The 16034-nt window shown below is 63.6% G+C and carries 20 protein-coding genes; 3 read left to right on the top strand and 17 right to left on the bottom strand.

The window, feature by feature from the left end:
- The 7 genes from AB4Z44_RS07720 to ndhC are packed head-to-tail and all read right to left on the bottom strand — an operon-like array spanning window position 1 to window position 3927.
- Window positions 1–150 (bottom strand): hypothetical protein, encoded by a 150-nt coding sequence (locus AB4Z44_RS07720; protein WP_404713469.1) that lies wholly within the window; start codon window positions 148–150, stop codon window positions 1–3.
- Entirely contained in the window at window positions 150–788 is a 639-nt protein-coding gene (locus AB4Z44_RS07725; RefSeq protein ID WP_404713470.1) for a complex I 24 kDa subunit family protein, read from the bottom strand. The genes AB4Z44_RS07720 and AB4Z44_RS07725 overlap by 1 nt, the downstream gene beginning before the upstream one ends.
- A complete protein-coding gene (locus AB4Z44_RS07730) occupies window positions 788–1126 on the bottom strand; it encodes an SgcJ/EcaC family oxidoreductase (RefSeq protein ID WP_404713471.1) in 339 nt (112 codons plus the stop codon). Before AB4Z44_RS07730 ends, AB4Z44_RS07725 begins: the two co-directional genes overlap by 1 nt.
- Complete coding sequence (locus AB4Z44_RS07735) at window positions 1123–2346, bottom strand: NADH-quinone oxidoreductase subunit D (protein ID WP_404713472.1); 1224 nt, start codon at window positions 2344–2346, stop codon at window positions 1123–1125. The genes AB4Z44_RS07730 and AB4Z44_RS07735 overlap by 4 nt, the downstream gene beginning before the upstream one ends.
- Entirely contained in the window at window positions 2343–3008 is a 666-nt protein-coding gene (locus AB4Z44_RS07740) for an NADH-quinone oxidoreductase subunit C (RefSeq protein WP_404713473.1), read from the bottom strand. The genes AB4Z44_RS07735 and AB4Z44_RS07740 overlap by 4 nt, the downstream gene beginning before the upstream one ends.
- Window positions 3008–3559 carry a NuoB/complex I 20 kDa subunit family protein gene (locus AB4Z44_RS07745; protein WP_404713474.1) on the bottom strand — a complete coding sequence of 184 codons (552 nt, stop codon included), beginning with the start codon at window positions 3557–3559 and terminating at the stop codon, window positions 3008–3010. Before AB4Z44_RS07745 ends, AB4Z44_RS07740 begins: the two co-directional genes overlap by 1 nt.
- A complete protein-coding gene (gene ndhC, locus AB4Z44_RS07750; RefSeq protein ID WP_404713475.1) occupies window positions 3550–3927 on the bottom strand; it encodes an NADH-quinone oxidoreductase subunit A in 378 nt (125 codons plus the stop codon). The genes AB4Z44_RS07745 and ndhC overlap by 10 nt, the downstream gene beginning before the upstream one ends.
- 467 nt (window positions 3928–4394) lie before the next feature.
- Between ndhC and AB4Z44_RS07755 the strand changes: the two genes are divergently transcribed.
- The gene (locus AB4Z44_RS07755; protein WP_404713476.1) at window positions 4395–5441 is read left to right on the top strand and encodes an acyltransferase family protein; all 1047 of its coding nucleotides are present in this window, start codon (window positions 4395–4397) and stop codon (window positions 5439–5441) included.
- A gap of 96 nt (window positions 5442–5537) precedes the next feature.
- Here AB4Z44_RS07755 and AB4Z44_RS07760 read toward each other — a convergent pair whose 3' ends face one another.
- The 4 genes from AB4Z44_RS07760 to AB4Z44_RS07775 form a co-directional block, all read right to left on the bottom strand.
- Window positions 5538–6362: an inositol monophosphatase family protein gene (locus AB4Z44_RS07760; RefSeq protein WP_404713477.1), complete on the bottom strand. Its 825-nt coding sequence runs from the start codon at window positions 6360–6362 to the stop codon at window positions 5538–5540.
- Between the two features lie 49 nt (window positions 6363–6411).
- Entirely contained in the window at window positions 6412–6975 is a 564-nt protein-coding gene (efp, locus tag AB4Z44_RS07765) for an elongation factor P (RefSeq protein WP_404713478.1), read from the bottom strand.
- 69 nt (window positions 6976–7044) lie between these two features.
- Window positions 7045–7629: a M23 family metallopeptidase gene (locus AB4Z44_RS07770; protein ID WP_404713479.1), complete on the bottom strand. Its 585-nt coding sequence runs from the start codon at window positions 7627–7629 to the stop codon at window positions 7045–7047.
- Window positions 7626–8618 carry a L,D-transpeptidase gene (locus tag AB4Z44_RS07775; RefSeq protein WP_404713480.1) on the bottom strand — a complete coding sequence of 331 codons (993 nt, stop codon included), beginning with the start codon at window positions 8616–8618 and terminating at the stop codon, window positions 7626–7628. The genes AB4Z44_RS07770 and AB4Z44_RS07775 overlap by 4 nt, the downstream gene beginning before the upstream one ends.
- Before the next feature lie 82 nt (window positions 8619–8700).
- Here AB4Z44_RS07775 and AB4Z44_RS07780 point away from each other — a divergent pair, with 82 nt between their 5' ends.
- Together AB4Z44_RS07780 and AB4Z44_RS07785 are read left to right on the top strand one after the other, a co-directional pair.
- Window positions 8701–9261 (top strand): YcbK family protein, encoded by a 561-nt coding sequence (locus AB4Z44_RS07780; RefSeq protein WP_404713481.1) that lies wholly within the window; start codon window positions 8701–8703, stop codon window positions 9259–9261.
- 190 nt (window positions 9262–9451) lie between these two features.
- Window positions 9452–10534 carry a potassium channel family protein gene (locus tag AB4Z44_RS07785; RefSeq protein ID WP_404713482.1) on the top strand — a complete coding sequence of 361 codons (1083 nt, stop codon included), beginning with the start codon at window positions 9452–9454 and terminating at the stop codon, window positions 10532–10534.
- A gap of 10 nt (window positions 10535–10544) precedes the next feature.
- On the opposite strand, the gene thiE is transcribed toward AB4Z44_RS07785, so the two are convergent.
- The 6 genes from thiE to gap all read right to left on the bottom strand — a co-directional run bounded on the left by thiE (window position 10545) and on the right by gap (window position 15897).
- Window positions 10545–11264 (bottom strand): thiamine phosphate synthase, encoded by a 720-nt coding sequence (gene thiE / locus AB4Z44_RS07790; RefSeq protein ID WP_404713483.1) that lies wholly within the window; start codon window positions 11262–11264, stop codon window positions 10545–10547.
- 11 nt (window positions 11265–11275) lie between these two features.
- Complete coding sequence (locus tag AB4Z44_RS07795) at window positions 11276–11749, bottom strand: hypothetical protein (RefSeq protein WP_404713484.1); 474 nt, start codon at window positions 11747–11749, stop codon at window positions 11276–11278.
- A gap of 12 nt (window positions 11750–11761) precedes the next feature.
- Window positions 11762–12658: a fructose bisphosphate aldolase gene (locus AB4Z44_RS07800; RefSeq protein ID WP_404713485.1), complete on the bottom strand. Its 897-nt coding sequence runs from the start codon at window positions 12656–12658 to the stop codon at window positions 11762–11764.
- A 403-nt stretch (window positions 12659–13061) separates the two neighbouring features.
- Complete coding sequence (locus tag AB4Z44_RS07805; protein WP_404713486.1) at window positions 13062–13274, bottom strand: hypothetical protein; 213 nt, start codon at window positions 13272–13274, stop codon at window positions 13062–13064.
- 239 nt (window positions 13275–13513) lie between these two features.
- Window positions 13514–14683, bottom strand: coding sequence for a phosphoglycerate kinase (locus tag AB4Z44_RS07810; protein WP_404714379.1), 1170 nt, complete (start codon window positions 14681–14683; stop codon window positions 13514–13516).
- A gap of 203 nt (window positions 14684–14886) precedes the next feature.
- Entirely contained in the window at window positions 14887–15897 is a 1011-nt protein-coding gene (gene gap / locus AB4Z44_RS07815; RefSeq protein WP_404713487.1) for a type I glyceraldehyde-3-phosphate dehydrogenase, read from the bottom strand.
- Window positions 15898–16034 lie beyond the last annotated feature (137 nt).

Here is a 16034-nt window from a genome sequence, read left to right on the forward strand (position 1 = left end):
CTAGCGCCCCTGCCCGATCAGCCGCTCGGCGGCGAAATAGATGAATACGGCGAGCACGATCCCGATCGCGAGCGCGGCAACCGCGATCACGATCTTGAGCAGGATCACGAACAGCACGATCCCCAAAATGAGTGCGATGATCGCGGGCATCAGGAGGTGAACTCCTTGAGCACGGTCGGGCCGCCGATCGGCGCCGACAGGAAGCGATCGACCTGCGGGCCCGGCTTCGGCGTCTCGCCGCGCGCCAGCGCCTCGAGGATCGCGGTCGTGCTCTCGAACGTCAGATCCTCGTAATTGTCGTCGTTGATCTGCACCATCGGTGCATTGACGCAGGCGCCAAGGCATTCGACCTCGGTCAGGGTGAACAGGCCGTCGGGCGTGGTCGCGCCCTTCTTGAGGCCCTTCTTGTAGCAGGCGTCGAGCACGTCGTCCGAACCGCGCAGCATGCACGGCGTCGTGCCGCACACCTGCACATGATAGCGGCCGACCGGCGCCATATTGTACATCGTGTAGAAGCTGACGACCTCGAGCGCGCGGATATAGGGCATGCCCACCTGCGCGGCGCAATATTCGATCACCGGGACCGGCAACCAGCCCTGCGTGTTCGTCTCGGCACCGACCTGGCGCTGGGCGAGATCGAGCAAAGGCATGATCGCCGAGGCTTCGCGCCCCTTGGGGTAGCGTGCCATGATCTTCTTGACCTGTTCGACGTTCTCGGCCGTCCAGGCGAAATTGCCCCAACGCGCGCGGGTCTCGGCCTCGTCGGGAATGTGGGCTGCATCAGACATCAGCGTACGAACTCCACGCGTTCGACCAGATCATCCTTGAACGAATAGATCGCCATCACCTCGAACGGCTCTGTTTCGGGCGAGCGGCTGACCTTTTCGCGCAGCACGATCTGATTGCCGAACACAAATTTCTCAATCACTTCCGCGCGATTCTGCGGAAATTCAGCGAACACGCTGCGATAGCCTTCACGGATACCGTCGCGCCCCTGCCGCACCACCGGACCACGATAACCGGCCTCGCAGCCATCCTCGACGAACAGGGCCGCATAGCCGTCGACGTCCTGCGCGTTGTAGCGCTCCATCAACGTGTCGAGCAGGGCCTCGCGATCGGCGCTCACCGGTCACACTCCCCGAACACCACGTCGATCGCCGACAGGATCGCCGTCGTATCCGCGAGCATGTGGCCCTTCATCATGAAGTCCATCGCCTGGAGGTGGCTGAACGCGGTCGGCCGGATCTTGCAGCGATAGGGCTTGTTGGTGCCATCCGACACGAGGAACACGCCGAACTCGCCCTTGGGGCTTTCGGTCGCGACATAGACTTCGCCGGCGGGCACGTGGAAGCCCTCGGTGTAGAGCTTGAAGTGATGGATCAGCGCTTCCATCGATTGCTTCATCTCGCCACGCTTGGGCGGAACCACCTTGCGGTCGAGCGACGCGATCGGGCCTTCGGGCATTTCGGCCAGGCACTGCTTGATGATGCGTGCCGACTGGCGAACCTCCTCGACGCGCACCATGAAGCGATCGTAGCAATCGCCGCGCGTGCCGACCGGGATCTCGAAATCCATGCGGTCGTAGGCGTCGTAAGGCTGCGACTTGCGAATATCCCACGGAATGCCCGCCGCCCGGATCATCGGCCCCGAAAAGCCCCATGCGATCGCATCGTCCCGGCTGACCACGCCGATATCGACGTTCCGCTGCTTGAAGATGCGGTTGTCGGCGACGAGGCTGATCGCATCCTCGAACAGGCGCGGCAGGCGCGTGTCGCACCATTCGCCGATGTCGGCGAGCAGCTTGAGCGGCACGTCCTGGTGCACCCCGCCGGGCCGGAACCAGGCCATGTGCATGCGCGCACCGGAGGCGCGTTCGAAGAAGCCGTAGCAATCCTCGCGCACTTCGAAGAGCCACAGGTTCGGCGTCATCGCGCCGACGTCCATCACGTGCGAACCGAGGTTCAGCATGTGGTTGCAGATGCGGCTCAGTTCGGCGAACAGCACGCGCAGATATTGCGCGCGGATCGGCACCTCGATGCCCAGCAATTTCTCGATCGCGAGCACATAGCTGTGCTCCATGTTGAGCGGCGAGCAATAATCGAGCCGGTCGAAGTAGGGCAGAGCCTGAAGGTAGGTCTTGTACTCGATCAGCTTTTCCGTGCCGCGGTGCAGCAAGCCGATATGCGGATCGACCCGCTCGACGATCTCGCCGTCCAGCTCCATCACCAGCCGCAGCACGCCGTGCGCGGCCGGATGCTGCGGGCCGAAGTTGATCGTGTAATTGTCGATGCCGGCTTCGGGATCGAGCGTGTCGGCCGTGCCGACGGTGATCGTGCGGGCGCTCACTTCTTCACCTCGTCGGCCTTCAGCGGCGTCGGCGCGCCGGGCGCTTCCGGAACCTTGGCCTTCTCGTCGCCGGGAAGGATATATTCGGCACCCTCCCACGGGCTCATGAAATCGAAATTGCGGAAATCCTGCGCCAGCCGCACCGGCTGATAGACGACGCGCTTTTCCTCTTCCGAGTAACGCAGCTCGACGAAACCGGAGAGCGGGAAATCCTTGCGCTGCGGGTGGCCGGTGAAGCCATAATCGGTGAGGATACGGCGCAGATCGGCATTGCCGACGAACTTCACGCCATACATGTCGTAGACTTCGCGCTCGAGCCAGCCCGCGACCGGCCACAGCGAGGTCACCGACGGCACCGGCGCGGTCTCGTCGGTCGAGACATGGACGCGCAGCCGGTGATTCTTGGTGAGGCTGAGCAGCATATAGACCACCTCGAACCGCTCGGGGCGGTCGGGATAGTCGACGCCGGCAATCTCCATCAGCTGCTGATAGCCGAGATCGTCGCGCAGGATCCGCATCGCATCGACCAGCGCCTCGCGCGTCACGTCGAGCCGGATCTCGCCGACGCTCTCGACCGCATGCGCGAGCCTGTCGCCGAGTGCCGCCCGTGCAGCCTCGATCACGCCGTCATTGGCGGCATATTTGGGGTGCGGTGCGGCCATTAGCGCTCGATCGTCCCGACGCGGCGGATTTTCCGCTGAAGCTGCATGATGCCGTAGAGCAAGGCCTCGGCGGTCGGCGGGCAACCGGGGACATAGATGTCCACCGGCACGATGCGATCGCAACCGCGCACCACCGAATAGCTGTAGTGATAATAGCCGCCGCCATTGGCGCACGAGCCCATCGAGATGACGTATTTCGGCTCCGACATCTGGTCGTAGACCTTGCGCAGAGCCGGCGCCATCTTGTTGCAGAGCGTGCCGGCGACGATCATCACGTCCGACTGGCGGGGCGACGCGCGCGGCGCTGCGCCAAACCTTTCAAGGTCATAGCGCGGCATGTTCACATAAATCATCTCGACGGCGCAACAGGCGAGACCGAAGGTCATCCACCATAGCGAGCCTGTGCGCGCCCACTGGAACAATTCCTCGGCGCTGGTGACGATGAAGCCTTTGTCCTGCACCTCGGTCGACAGCGCGTCGAAGAAGCCCTGATCGGGATTCTGCCCTTCCGGATGGTGCGGATTGAGCGCGGGGTTGAGCTCTACTCCCATTCCAGTGCTCCCTTCTTCCAGGCGTAGGCAAAGCCGACGGCGAGTTCGACCAGGAACACCATCATCGCGGCCCAGCCGGCGAAGCCGATGCCGCCCAGCGCAACCGCCCACGGATAGAGGAAGGCCGCTTCCAGATCGAAGACGATGAACAGGATCGCGACCAGATAGAAGCGCACGTCGAACTGCGCGCGGCTGTCCTCGAACGCCGGGAAACCGCACTCATATTCGCTCAGCTTCTCGGGCGTGGGCTTCGACGATCCCGTGAACTTCGAAGCCACGATCGGCAGCACCACGAAGGCCGTGGACAGGATCACCGCCACGGCCAGGAACAGCAGGATTGGCAAATAGCCAGCTGCGACGGCTTCCATCGCGCGAAACTCCTTCGTCGGGCGCTGGAGAAGCACCCCAATTGAGGCGCGTCCTAAGCGTGCCGCAGATGCGAAGCAAGCCGGTGGAAGGGTGAGAATGATTCGCAATATTTTGCTTCGAGCACCTCGATGCGGCAAGGCCACAATGCTGGCCTGCCATACCGCACCAGCCATTCAGGCCGATCGTCCCAACGGGAATGCGACATCCGCCTCGCGGAGCGTGCACACCTTGTATTGATCAGCGGAGCGCCGAGGAAAACGGCTAAGCCACTCGGATAGCGTCCGTCCTCCGAGTCCGAAATTGGTTAATGCATCGTTGACACCAGTTTCGCCGGCCGCCATGGTACTCGCCAACACTCGCGTGCGATGTGGTTTGAAGGAATTGCGGCCCTGCCACCTTCCCATCGTTCATGGCGCAGCGATCACATGGTCGTAGCATCGTTACACGCTGATTGGGGCAATCTGGCATGACAAGCGCCCGCACGAACAATCGCCTGGGCTATCTGGATGGCTGGCGCGGCCTCGCGATTTTAAGTGTTTTGATCGGTCATTTTTTGAACCTGCCGATCATCCTATTCGGACGACTGGGCGTCGAGCTCTTTTTTGCCCTGTCAGGGCGGCTGATGGCGGAAATCCTATTCGAAAAGCAATTTCCATTGGGGAAATTCATCTCGCGCCGCTTTTCGCGTATATTCCCCGCCCTGTTGGCGTTCGTCATCGTCCTGATGATCGCAACCCGCCTTACGATTTGGCCGGTCGAATCGCAGCCGGTCGCCGTTTCAACGGCAGCAAGCGTCCTGACCTTTACTTACGGCTATCTGCGCGATGTCGTGGTCCTGCCCCAACACATTCTGGAACACACCTGGTCGCTTGCCGTCGAAGAGCATGCCTATTTCATTCTTGCATTTGTGGCGTTTCTGGGAAGAAAACATATTGCGAGACCGGCAGTTTTCATTCTGATTATCGCGTTGGCAAGTATCATCGATGGATCCTTGCGAACTTACGCGTTCCACCAAGATTATTATCAAGCCTATTGGGTGACCGATTCAAAGCTATCCAGTATTTTCCTGCCGGCTTTCATCTACCTCCATCGCGACACCCTGATCAGTTGGCTGGGGCGCGGCGCGCCCATCGCAGCCATCATAGCCGGTGGGATCGGGGTGCTACTTTTCTATCATAACGTGCCGACCGTCGTGACCTACACATTGGCACCGTTGATGTTCGGCATCTCCATGGCTTGCCTGCCGGTTGCCCATGAGTGGTTGATAGCGGTCCTCGAAAACAGGGTCGTTAGGCAGATCGGACTGATGTCCTATTCGATCTATCTTTGGCAGCAGCCTTTCATGGCCCTCGGCGAGCAGAAAGGCCTGCTGGTCAGATTGGCGCTCCTCGTGCCCGTGCTCGGCTGCGCAGCGATAAGCTATTACGGCGTCGAGAGACCGGCCCGGCGTTGGCTGAACGCCCGTATCGGCGGCCGATCCGAGCGCTCCCGACGGCTGGTGGAGGTCGGTTGAATAGCTCGTCGATAAATTCGGCGAATAGGTTCAGCACGACCGCCTGAATCTGCCGTTTGCCGCGAAAGCACCGGACCGGTCCGATGCGATCGGGCGCTAGGCGCGGCTGCGCAGGGCGCCCGCCAACAGCTTGTGCAGCTTCGATTGCAGCGCGTCGTTCGCCGCCAGATACTGATTGCGTTCCATCATCTGGTCGCCGCCGCGGAAATCGGTGACGAAGCCGCCGGCTTCCTTGACCAGCAATATGCCGGCCGAAACGTCCCAAGGCTTGAGATCGCTTTCCCAATAGCCGTCGAAGCGCCCCGCGGCGACCCAGGCGAGATCGAGCGCGGCCGAACCGAAGCGCCGGATCCCGGCCACCTCGGGCGCGATTGCCGCGAAGATCGCGGTCCATTCCTGGAAATCGCCATGGCCCAGAAAAGGAATGCCGGTCGCGATCAAGGCATCGGCGAGATCGCGGCGCGCCGAAACGCGCAGGCGGCGATCCTGCAACCAGGCCCCCCGGCCCTTCTCGGCCCAGAAGCTTTCGTCGGTCAGCGGTTGATAGACCAGGCCCTGCGTGATCTCGCCATGGCCTGCGCCGATCTTCGGCTCCTGGACGGCGATCGAGATCGAAAAATGCGGGATGCCGTGCAGGAAATTGGTGGTCCCATCGAGCGGATCGACGATCCAGCGCGGCTTGGCGGGATCGCCTTCGCGCGTGCCGCCTTCCTCGCCCACGAAGCCCCAATCGGGCCGGGCCTTCCTGAGCTCTTCGTAGAGCGTCTGCTCGGCACGCTCGTCGGCGAGGCTGACGAAATCGGCAGGCCCCTTGCGGGAAACCTGCAACTGCTGAACCTCGCCGAAATCGCGCCGCAACCGCTGGCCGGCCTTGCGCGCGGCGCGGTCCATCACGGTGATCAGGCCTGAATGCGCTACCATCGAAACTCCAGGCCCCCTCTCCCATCGGGAGAGAGGACTCCTGAAAAACTCAGTCCGCGCGGCGGACATATTCCTGGCTGTACACATCGACGACGATGCGCGTGCCGCTGCCGATATGCGGCGGCACCATCACGCGTACGCCATTGTCGAGGATCGCCGGCTTGTAGGACGACGAGGCGGTCTGCCCCTTCACCACGGCGTCAGCCTCGACGATCAGCGCCTCGATCGTATCGGGCAGCTGAACGTTGATCGCCTCTTCGTCGTACATTTCCATGACGACATCCATACCGTCCTGCAGAAAGGCGGCGGCGTCGCCCAGCAGGTCGCGCGGCAGCGTGATCTGCTCGTAGGTTTCCTTGTCCATGAAAGTCAGCTGGTCGCCGTCGGCGAACAGGAACTGGAAATCCTTGGTGTCGAGCCGCACGCGCTCGACCGTCTCGGCCGAACGGAAGCGGACGTTGTTCTTGCGGCCGTCGCGCAGGTTCTTCATCTCGACCTGCATGTAGGCGCCGCCCTTGCCGGGCTGGGTGTGCTGAATCTTGACGGCGCGCCAGATGCCGCCTTCATATTCGATGATATTGCCGGGACGGATGTCCACGCCGCTGATCTTCATGAGGTTCTCGCGATGTAAAAGAGCAGGCGCGGCCCTTAGCGGCGGACTGTCGATCGAGCAAGGACGACCTTAGCGGTGCAGGATCGGGTACGGGTTGATCTCCGTCCCCTGCCACCACTTGTCACCCGGCGCCATCTGCTTGATCTCGTAATGCAGATGCGGCGCATCGGGGCTGGCATCGCCGGTCGAACCGACCGTGCCGATCTGCTGTCCCGCCTTGATCGCCAATCCCTCGCGCAGATCCGGCACATAGGCATCGAGGTGGGCGTAATAATCGATCCAGGCGGGATCGGCACGGCGGATATAGATGGTGTGGCCGCCATCCTTGCTTTCGAACAGTTTCTCGACCGTGCCCGCCGCCGCCGCGATCACCGGCGTGCCGCGTGGCGCCACGATATCGATCGCGTGATGCTCGCGGGCCCCCTCGGCGCGCGCCTGCCCCCAGGTGTCGGTCAACTGGCTCGGCTGGATGCCCGATACCGGGACCACGAGCGGGCCACCGGCTGGAACGGCCTTGGGCACGGCAGGCGAAGGCAAGGCTGGCGCCATCTCGGGCCGATAGGGGCTGGAGATGTCGCCGCGCCGCACCAGCAGCGCGAAGCCGCCGATGACGAGCGCGAACAGGATCAGCAGCCGCCAGCCCAGCCTGGTCATGGCTGGAACACCGCGGGCGTTCCCGGCTTGACCATCATCGACAGGCGCGCGGCATCCCAATTGGTCAGCCGGATGCAGCCATGGCTCTCGGTGCGCCCGATCGTCTCGGGCGTTGGCGTGCCGTGGATGCCGTAATGCTCCTTGTTGAGGTCCATCCAGACGACGCCGACCGGACTGTTGGGGCCGGGCTTGAGCGTCTGCTTCGTCTCGCCCGCCTTGGCATCCCAGAACAGTTTCGGGTTGTAGTTATAGATCGGCAGATAGGAGGTGCCCTGGATCTTCCAGTTTCCGATCGGCAGCGGATCATGCTTGCTGCCCATCGTCGCGGGGAATTGGGCGATGAGCTTGTCGCCCTCGTCATAGACGCGCAGCACGCCGTCCGATTTATCGACGACGATCTTCGCCGCCTTGGGCTGATCCGACGAAACGCTGAGCTGGGCGAGCGTTGCGCGCCATTCGGGCTTGAAGCTTTCGGGATAGGCGCTTGCGGCAGGGCGCACGTTCGGCACCTTGATCGTGGCGCCGGCCACCAGCGATAAGGTCGGGCCGTTGAGCGCGGTCAGGGTCGCGGGTGTAGTGTGGTAGCGCTCGGCCAGCGCCTCCATCGCATCGGCATACCCCATCGCCGGAAGTTTGGCTTCCTTGGCCGGATCCCTCGGGATGGGGCCGACGAACGGGCCGGCCACATCCTCCGGCGTCAGGGTCACATCGATGATTGCCGGCAGGGTCTTGTAGGCATCGAGCAACTGGCCGGTCGCCGCGTCGGTTTCTCCGGAGGCGGGCACGTCGCGCGCCGTCTGGAAGCCCTTCAACGCCATCGTCAGCGATCTGCCCTTGTGCCCGTCGATCACGCCAGGCGTGAAACCAAGCCGATCAAGCATCACCTGAAGTTTCATGATATTGGGGTCGATGGCCGGCTTTGTTGCGGCACTGACGGGATAAGCCGTTGCGAAGGCGAGGCAGACGGCCGCAACCGATAATGTCTTCAAGCGTGCAATACCTTATCTAGGAGGCGGGCTGAGAAAGTGAACGCACGGAGCGTGCGTTTCTTTCCCTAGAGCGGGATATGTAATGCTGGATTTCGAGATCGGCCGGCGACGGCTGCTGGGCGGTGCGCTAACTCTCGGTGCCGCGACTGTTCTTCTTCCCAAGGCTGCGCTGGCGGCATTGCCGGAAAGGCGCATCGCATTCCGTAATATCCACACCAGCGAAACCTTCGACGCGCGTTTCTTCGGCGCGAGCGGCTGGGACGAGCAGGGCCTTGCCGAGCTCAACCACGGCCTGCGCGACTGGCGCAACAACGCGACCACGTCGATGGATCCGCAGCTGATGCTGCTGCTCAGCCAGATCCGCGACAAGCTGGGCGTCGCGCCGCAAGCGAAGATCGACCTCATCTCGGGTTATCGCTCGCCTCAGACCAATTCGGCGCTGCGCGAACGCGGCGGCGAGCATACCGGCGTCGCCAGCAAGAGCCAGCACATGCTCGGCAAGGCGACCGACATCCGCATGCCGGGCGTCGCGCTCGACCAGCTCCATATGGCGGCGCTGTCGATGCAGGGCGGCGGCGTGGGCTATTACCCGAAGGATGGCTTCGTCCATGTCGATACCGGCCGCGTGAGGAGGTGGGGCTGATCTCGTCGCCCCTGGAAGGAACACGCTAAAGTCCTACTTTGCCGTCCCCCCTGCGTAGGCAGGGGCCCATGTCTCGCCCGGCACGAGACGCCATCGCGAATTCTTAAAGAAATAAACCCCCGCCTACGCAGGGGCGACGGGTGACGGCCTAGACACCCGCCCCCGCCGGCGTCAGTCTGCGTGACTGACAATGCCCAGCGCCCTCGCCAAGACAGAACGCGCCCTCGGTTCGCCGGTCCGCAACCTCGTCTCGATCCTGATCTTCATGGCTGTCGTGATCGTCGTCGCCACCGGCGCCTACATGGCGGCCGGCTGGAGTTTCGCCGACGCCTCCTACATGGTCATGCTGACGATCTACACCGTCGGCTATGGCGAGGTGCATCCGATCACCACGCCGTACCTCCACGGCGTCACCATGGGCTTGATGGTGTTCGGCTGCACCGGCATGATCCTTCTCACGAGTGCGCTGGTCCAATTCTTCACCGTGATGCAGTTGCGCGAGTTGCTGGGGGCCAAGGGCATGCACGATCGCATCGACAAATTGTCGGGGCACATCATCATCTGCGGCTTCGGGCGGATCGGCGTGATGCTGGCACGCGAACTGGCGGATGCGCACATCCCGCTGGTGGTGCTCGAACGATCGCCGACGCGGCTGGCGGAAGCGGAGAGCGCCGGGCATCTCGTGCTCGCCGGCGATGCCACCGAGGAGGCAGCGCTGATCGAGGCCGGCATCATGCGCGCCCGCACGCTCGCCACCGTCCTGCCCGACGATGCCGCCAACGTCTTCATAACCCTGTCGGCGCGCAATCTGAATCCGGATCTCGAGATCATCGCCCGCGGCGAGGCGCCCACCACCGAGCGGAAATTGCGCCATGCCGGCGCCAACCATGTCGTCTTGCCGACCCATATCGGCGCCGAGCGGATCGCGCGGATGGTGCTCTATCCCGAAAGCGCCACGATCGAGCAGGATGACGAACTGGCGCGGATGACGCGCGATTTCGCGCTGATCGGCCTGACGATGGAGCGGATGACGGTCGCGCCCGGCAGTACGATGGACGGGCTGGCGGTGGCGGATGCCGAACGGCGTGCGGGCGGCGCCTTCTTCCTCGTCGGGATCGGCCGCGGCGAGCGCGACGCGATGGTCCGCCCGGCGGCGGACGAAAAGCTCACCAGCGGCTGCAAGGTACTCGTCGTCGCAAAACCCGGATCGGCGGCGGCTCTGGCCTTGTTCTCGACCCGCGCCGAGGTGCGTGCCGGACGGAACATTTTCTGAAGCCCTGACGCTAGGCGGAACGTTTCCAATCGAGGATCTGTGCGAACGCCTTGACCGCCGCGACCTCGTCGCCGCTCCACACCGCGCCGCTGACCGCAAGGAAATCGGCGCCGGCCTCCACCAAAGGCCGCGCATTGGCGGGGGTGATGCCGCCGATCGCAACGCAGGGCAGTTCGAACAATGTGGTCCACCAGCCGAGGATCGATGGCTCGGGATGGTGGCGCACTTCCTTGGTCGTCGTCGGATAGAAGCTGCCGAACGCGACATAATCCGCCCCCGCCTCCCCCGCCTCCATCGCAAGGTGGCGGCTGTCGTGACACGTCACGCCGATCTGCGCCTTGGGGCCGAGCAGGGCCCGCGCATCGCGCGGATCGCCATCCTCCTGGCCGAGATGGACGCCGTCGGCGCCGAGCCTTTTGGCGAGCCCCATACTGTCGTTGACGATGAAGGTGACCTCGGCGTCGGCACAGACCCGCTGGAGCGGCTCGGCCAAATGCGCGATCGCATGTTCGTCGATGCCCTTGAGGCGGAGCTGGAACGCCGCCACCGGCCCCGCCTCGACCGCACGCTTTAGCCGATCGGCGAAGGCAAGATCGATCGCGGGCGGCGAGATCAGATAGAGCTGGCAGGCCGGCCGGAATTGCCGCTCGAATTGCTCGGCGAACCCCGGATCGAGATCCAGTTCGTCGTCGGGAATGTCCTGGCCTGGGAAATCGGGTTCGCCTGTCATGGCCCGCGCATCTACTTCCGCATCTGCGCGGTCAAGGCTGCGACGAAGGCTGCGGGGTCGTCGAGCTTGTGCGCGATCGTGCCGACCGGCCGGCCACGGACGGTCACCGGCGAGGCCAGATCGATCACGACATTGGGCCAGGTGGCGAGCGCGAGATTGGCGACGCCCTTCCGCTTGAGCGCGGCCGCGTCCCAGCTCGACCGCAGGCCCGCCACCGCATCGAAGGGAATCGGGCCGATGCGGCGCCGGCCGAGCCGCATCGTCAGGCCGTCATCGCCGATCGTCACCGGGTGACGCCGGATCGCGCGCAACAGCCCGATCAGCGCCACCACCAGCGAAAGGTCGAGCAGCCCGAGCGCCAATGCGACCCACCACCCCCATAAAGCGACCGCTACCACGTGGACCACGAGCGTCTCGACGATGGCCAGCCCGAGCAGCACGCCGAGCGTCGGCGCGATGCTGCGGTCGTAGGAGAAGGTCTGCACGACCGTTGCGGATCAATCCTTGTGGGTCGAGGCGTTGTAGATGTCGTCGATCGCCGCACCGAGCGCCGCATCGAACGCCTCGTCGGTCATGTCGACCTTCAGGCTCTCGACCAAAGCGCGCGAGAAGCTGGCGATCATGCCCGGATTGTGCGCAAGCCGCGCGCAGGCCTCGTCACGCGAGAAGCCGCCCGACAGTGCCACCACGCGCACCACCTTGGGATGCGCGATCAACGGCGCATAGTGATTCGGCTTCACCGGGATCGATACCTTGACCATGAATTTGGCGTCGGCGGGCAGCGCATCCATGCCCTTCATCAATTCGTCGAGCAGGATGTCCTCGGCCGCTTCGCGCTCGGGGCTGCTGATCGTCGCCTCGGGCTCGAGGATCGGCACCAGGCCGTGCGAAGCAATCTGCTGCCCGATTTCGAACTGCTGGCTCACGATGGCGGCAATGCCGGCCTTGTCGGCGAGATCGATGACCGAACGCATCTTGGTGCCGAACACGCCGAGCCCGACCGCACGCTCGAGCAGAGAATCGAGCCCCTTGATCGGCTTCATCAGCTTGACGCCGTTCGCCGCCGCCTCGAGCCCCTGATCGACCTTGAGGAAGGGAACGACCCCACGCTCCTGCCAGAGATAGGTCGGCACCGGCAGCCCTTCGGCCTCGCCGTCCATCGTGCGTTCGAACAGGATCGCGGCGAGAACCTTCGCGCCGGTGAAGGCGGGCGCGGTCATGATACGGACGCGCATCGCGTGCATGGCCGCGAACATCTCCGCGTCGCCATTATAGGCACTCTCCGGGATACCGTAGGCCTTGAGCGCGCCCGGGGTCGATCCACCGCTCTGATCGAGCGCGGCAATGAAGCCGGGGCCGCTCGTCATCTGCGCCATCATCTTCGAATCACTCATCAAATCACCCCCGTTTTGTTGGAAAGCAAATGGCGCCGGCCGCAGCGGACAACGACGGAATCGAGACCGGCACGCGGCGGTCGATGATTGACGTCCTCACATCCAGGTTGGCATCGGTGCGCAAGATGCGGCCTGATAACCAGCCCGTTGCAACGCCGCAATGTTTGAACCTTGTCAGATCCCCTGGGTGAAAGGGCAGCGGATATGCGGATAGTGTCGCGATCCGATCGATCCGCATGCCGGCGGTGGTCGCCCTATACATGGATGTGAACTGGCTAAGCGGTGGAGCCGCAGCCATTGGCGCCAGCTTCGCATCGTAACACACATCGAAGTGCCGGCACGTTGCGCGTGTAACGCCGCGCCTTCTAACAGGCATGAAGTTAAAAGCGGTAAAATCGCGTAATCAATATGCGAGGCGACTTGTCTTTCCGCCAGCATGAAGCATTTGCAGCCGACGCAGCCGATGCCGGACGCGATACCATTTCAGTGCCTCTTCCCACGCGCTTTTGCCCAGCGCCATGCTGATCTGGTGATCGACAAGCATGACGGCATGCGCCTCATGCTGATCGAAATAATCCTGCGCTATCGTCGCAATCTCGTCCATGTGTGCTGGCATCGAACATCCTCTTTCGGCAAAAAGGCTGTCCGGCATAAGGTTGTTCCCAGACATAATTGCTTTACGCAATATTAATATAGAAATTCGGCTGAACCCGACCGAAAGTGGCGCGGAGGCGCTTTGGCTGAAGTTGGAGCAGCAAGCCACGACCCGATCTGGGGACTTCGGGCCATGACTTTACGCCGCTATTGTCGATGCAATAGCGGCCACCCCACCTTTCCCGTCGACGAGGGCTGTCGCTACGCCATCAGCGCGGCAACGCCGGGCAGTTCCTTGCCTTCCATCCATTCGAGGAAAGCGCCACCAGCGGTCGAGACGAAGCTGAACTGGTCGCCCACCCCCGCCTGATTGAGCGCCGCGACCGTATCGCCGCCACCCGCCACCGAGACCAGCGTGCCCGACTGGGTCAGTGCCGCCGCGGTCTTTGCCAGCGCGACCGTCGCCGCGTCGAACGGCGGGGTTTCGAACGCGCCCAGCGGGCCATTCCACACCAGAGTGCGGCAGGTCTTGAGCACATCGGCCAACGCCTCGACCGCCGCGGGGCCGATATCGAGTATCATTTCGTCCGCCGCGACGTCATGGACGTTGATCGTGCGCACCGGCGGATTGGCGCGGAATTCCTTCGCCACCACCACGTCATAGGGCAGATGCACCGTGCAATCGGCCTTGTCGGCGGCATCGAGGATGGCGAGCGCGGTATCCTTGAGGTCGTGCTCGCACAGCGACTTGCCGACATCGACCCCGCGTGCGGCAAGGAAGGTGTTCGCCATGCCGCCACCGATGATGAGGTGATCGACCTTGGTCACCATCTGGCGAAGCACATCGAGCTTGCTCGACACCTTCGCGCCGCCAACGACGGCCGCGACCGGATGCTCGGGGCTGCCGAGCGCCTTCTCGAGCGCATCGAGTTCGGCTTGCATCGAACGGCCGGCGAAGGCGGGCAATTTGTGCGCCAGTCCTTCGGTCGAAACGTGCGCGCGGTGCGCGGCGGAAAAAGCGTCGTTGACGTACAGATCGCCGAGCGCCGCCATCGCCTCGACCAAAGCGGGATCGTTCTTCTCTTCGCCTTTGTGGAAGCGCGTATTTTCCAGCACCGCGATATCGCCCGGCTGGAGCGTCGCGACCGCTGCGGCGGCCGCATCGCCGCAGCAATCGTCGATGAAGCGCACCTCGCGGCCCAATACGTCGGACAGCGGCCGGGTGACCAGCGCGAGGCTCATGGCAGGATTGCGCTCGCCCTTGGGACGACCGAAATGGGCGAGGATCAGGACGATCGCACCTTTATCGGAGAGTTCGGCGACGGTCGGCGCGGCCGAGCGCAGCCGGGTGTCGTCGGTCACGCGGGCGCCATCCATGGGCACGTTCAGATCCTCGCGGACCAGCACGCGCTTGCCGTGCACGTCACCCATGTCGTCCAACGTCTTGAAAGCGCTCAATGCTCGCTCCTCACTTGATCGCCGACGAACAGGCCGGCCCCCTTCGCTCACGTCGATGCAGCGCGTGCCCGCGCCAACCCCAATGTCATGCCAGCGAAGGCTGGCATCTCAGGAGATAAGGTACTGAACCTCCGAGACCCCCGCCCACGCCGGCGTGACGACATTGGGAGGAACCCTTAAAGCAGGGCGCCCATCGCGCAGGTCGTATCGACCATGCGGTTGGAGAAGCCCCATTCATTGTCATACCAGGACAGAACGCGCACCAGCTTGCCGTCCAGCACCGCGGTCTCGAGGCTGTCGACCGACGACGAGTGCGCATCGCCATTGAAGTCGATCGAGACGAGCGGATCGGTGACGAACTGGAGGATGCCCTTGAGCGGCCCACCCTCGGACGCAGCCTTGAGCACCGCATTGACCTCGTCGCGGGTCGTGTCGCGCTTGGGCGTGAAGGTCAGGTCGACGACCGAAACGTTCGGCGTCGGCACGCGAATCGCCGACCCGTCGAGCTTGCCCTTCAGTTCGGGCAACACCTCGCCCACCGCGCGGGCGGCGCCCGTGGTGGTCGGGATCATCGACATGGCGGCGGCGCGCGCGCGGCGCATGTCGCCGTGGATCTGGTCGAGGATCTTCTGATCGTTGGTGTAACTGTGGATCGTGGTCATCAGGCCGCGCTCGATCCCGATCGTGTCGTTCAGCACCTTGGCGATCGGCGCGAGGCAGTTGGTGGTGCACGATGCGTTCGAGACGATGACGTGATCGGCGGTAAGCTTGTCATGGTTGACGCCATAGACGACCGTCAGATCGACATTCTTGCCCGGCGCCGAAATCAGCACGCGCTTCGCACCGGCGGCGATGTGCTTGCCGGCCGATACGCGATCGGTGAAGAAGCCGGTCGATTCGATGGCGATGTCGATGCCGAGTTCGGCATGCGGCAGCTTGGCCGGATCGCGCTCGGCCGTAACGCGGATCTGCTTGCCGTCGACGATCAGGTGATCGCCTTCCGACGAGACCGACCCGCCCCAGGTTCCGTGCACGCTGTCACGCTTGAACAGGAGGGCGTTCGACTTGGCGTCGCCCAGATCGTTGATCGCGACCAGTTCCAAGCCGCAGTCAGGGCGCGAGAGAATTGCGCGTGCAACCAGCCGGCCGATGCGTCCGAAGCCGTTGATCGCCACCCGTACCGTCATGATTTTCTCCTCTGGACGCGCTTTGCCGCCACCGCCCCTCGGCCGGCTCGCGCGCATGAAAATTCATTCCCCTTTGTCGGCTGGGATACCGAGCGTCAACCGCACATGGCTTGCGGGGCGCGGTCGTCCTGCTATCC

The organism is Sphingomonas sp. MMS24-J13 (genome assembly GCF_044905095.1).
Taxonomy (GTDB): Bacteria; Pseudomonadota; Alphaproteobacteria; order Sphingomonadales; family Sphingomonadaceae; genus Sphingomonas_I.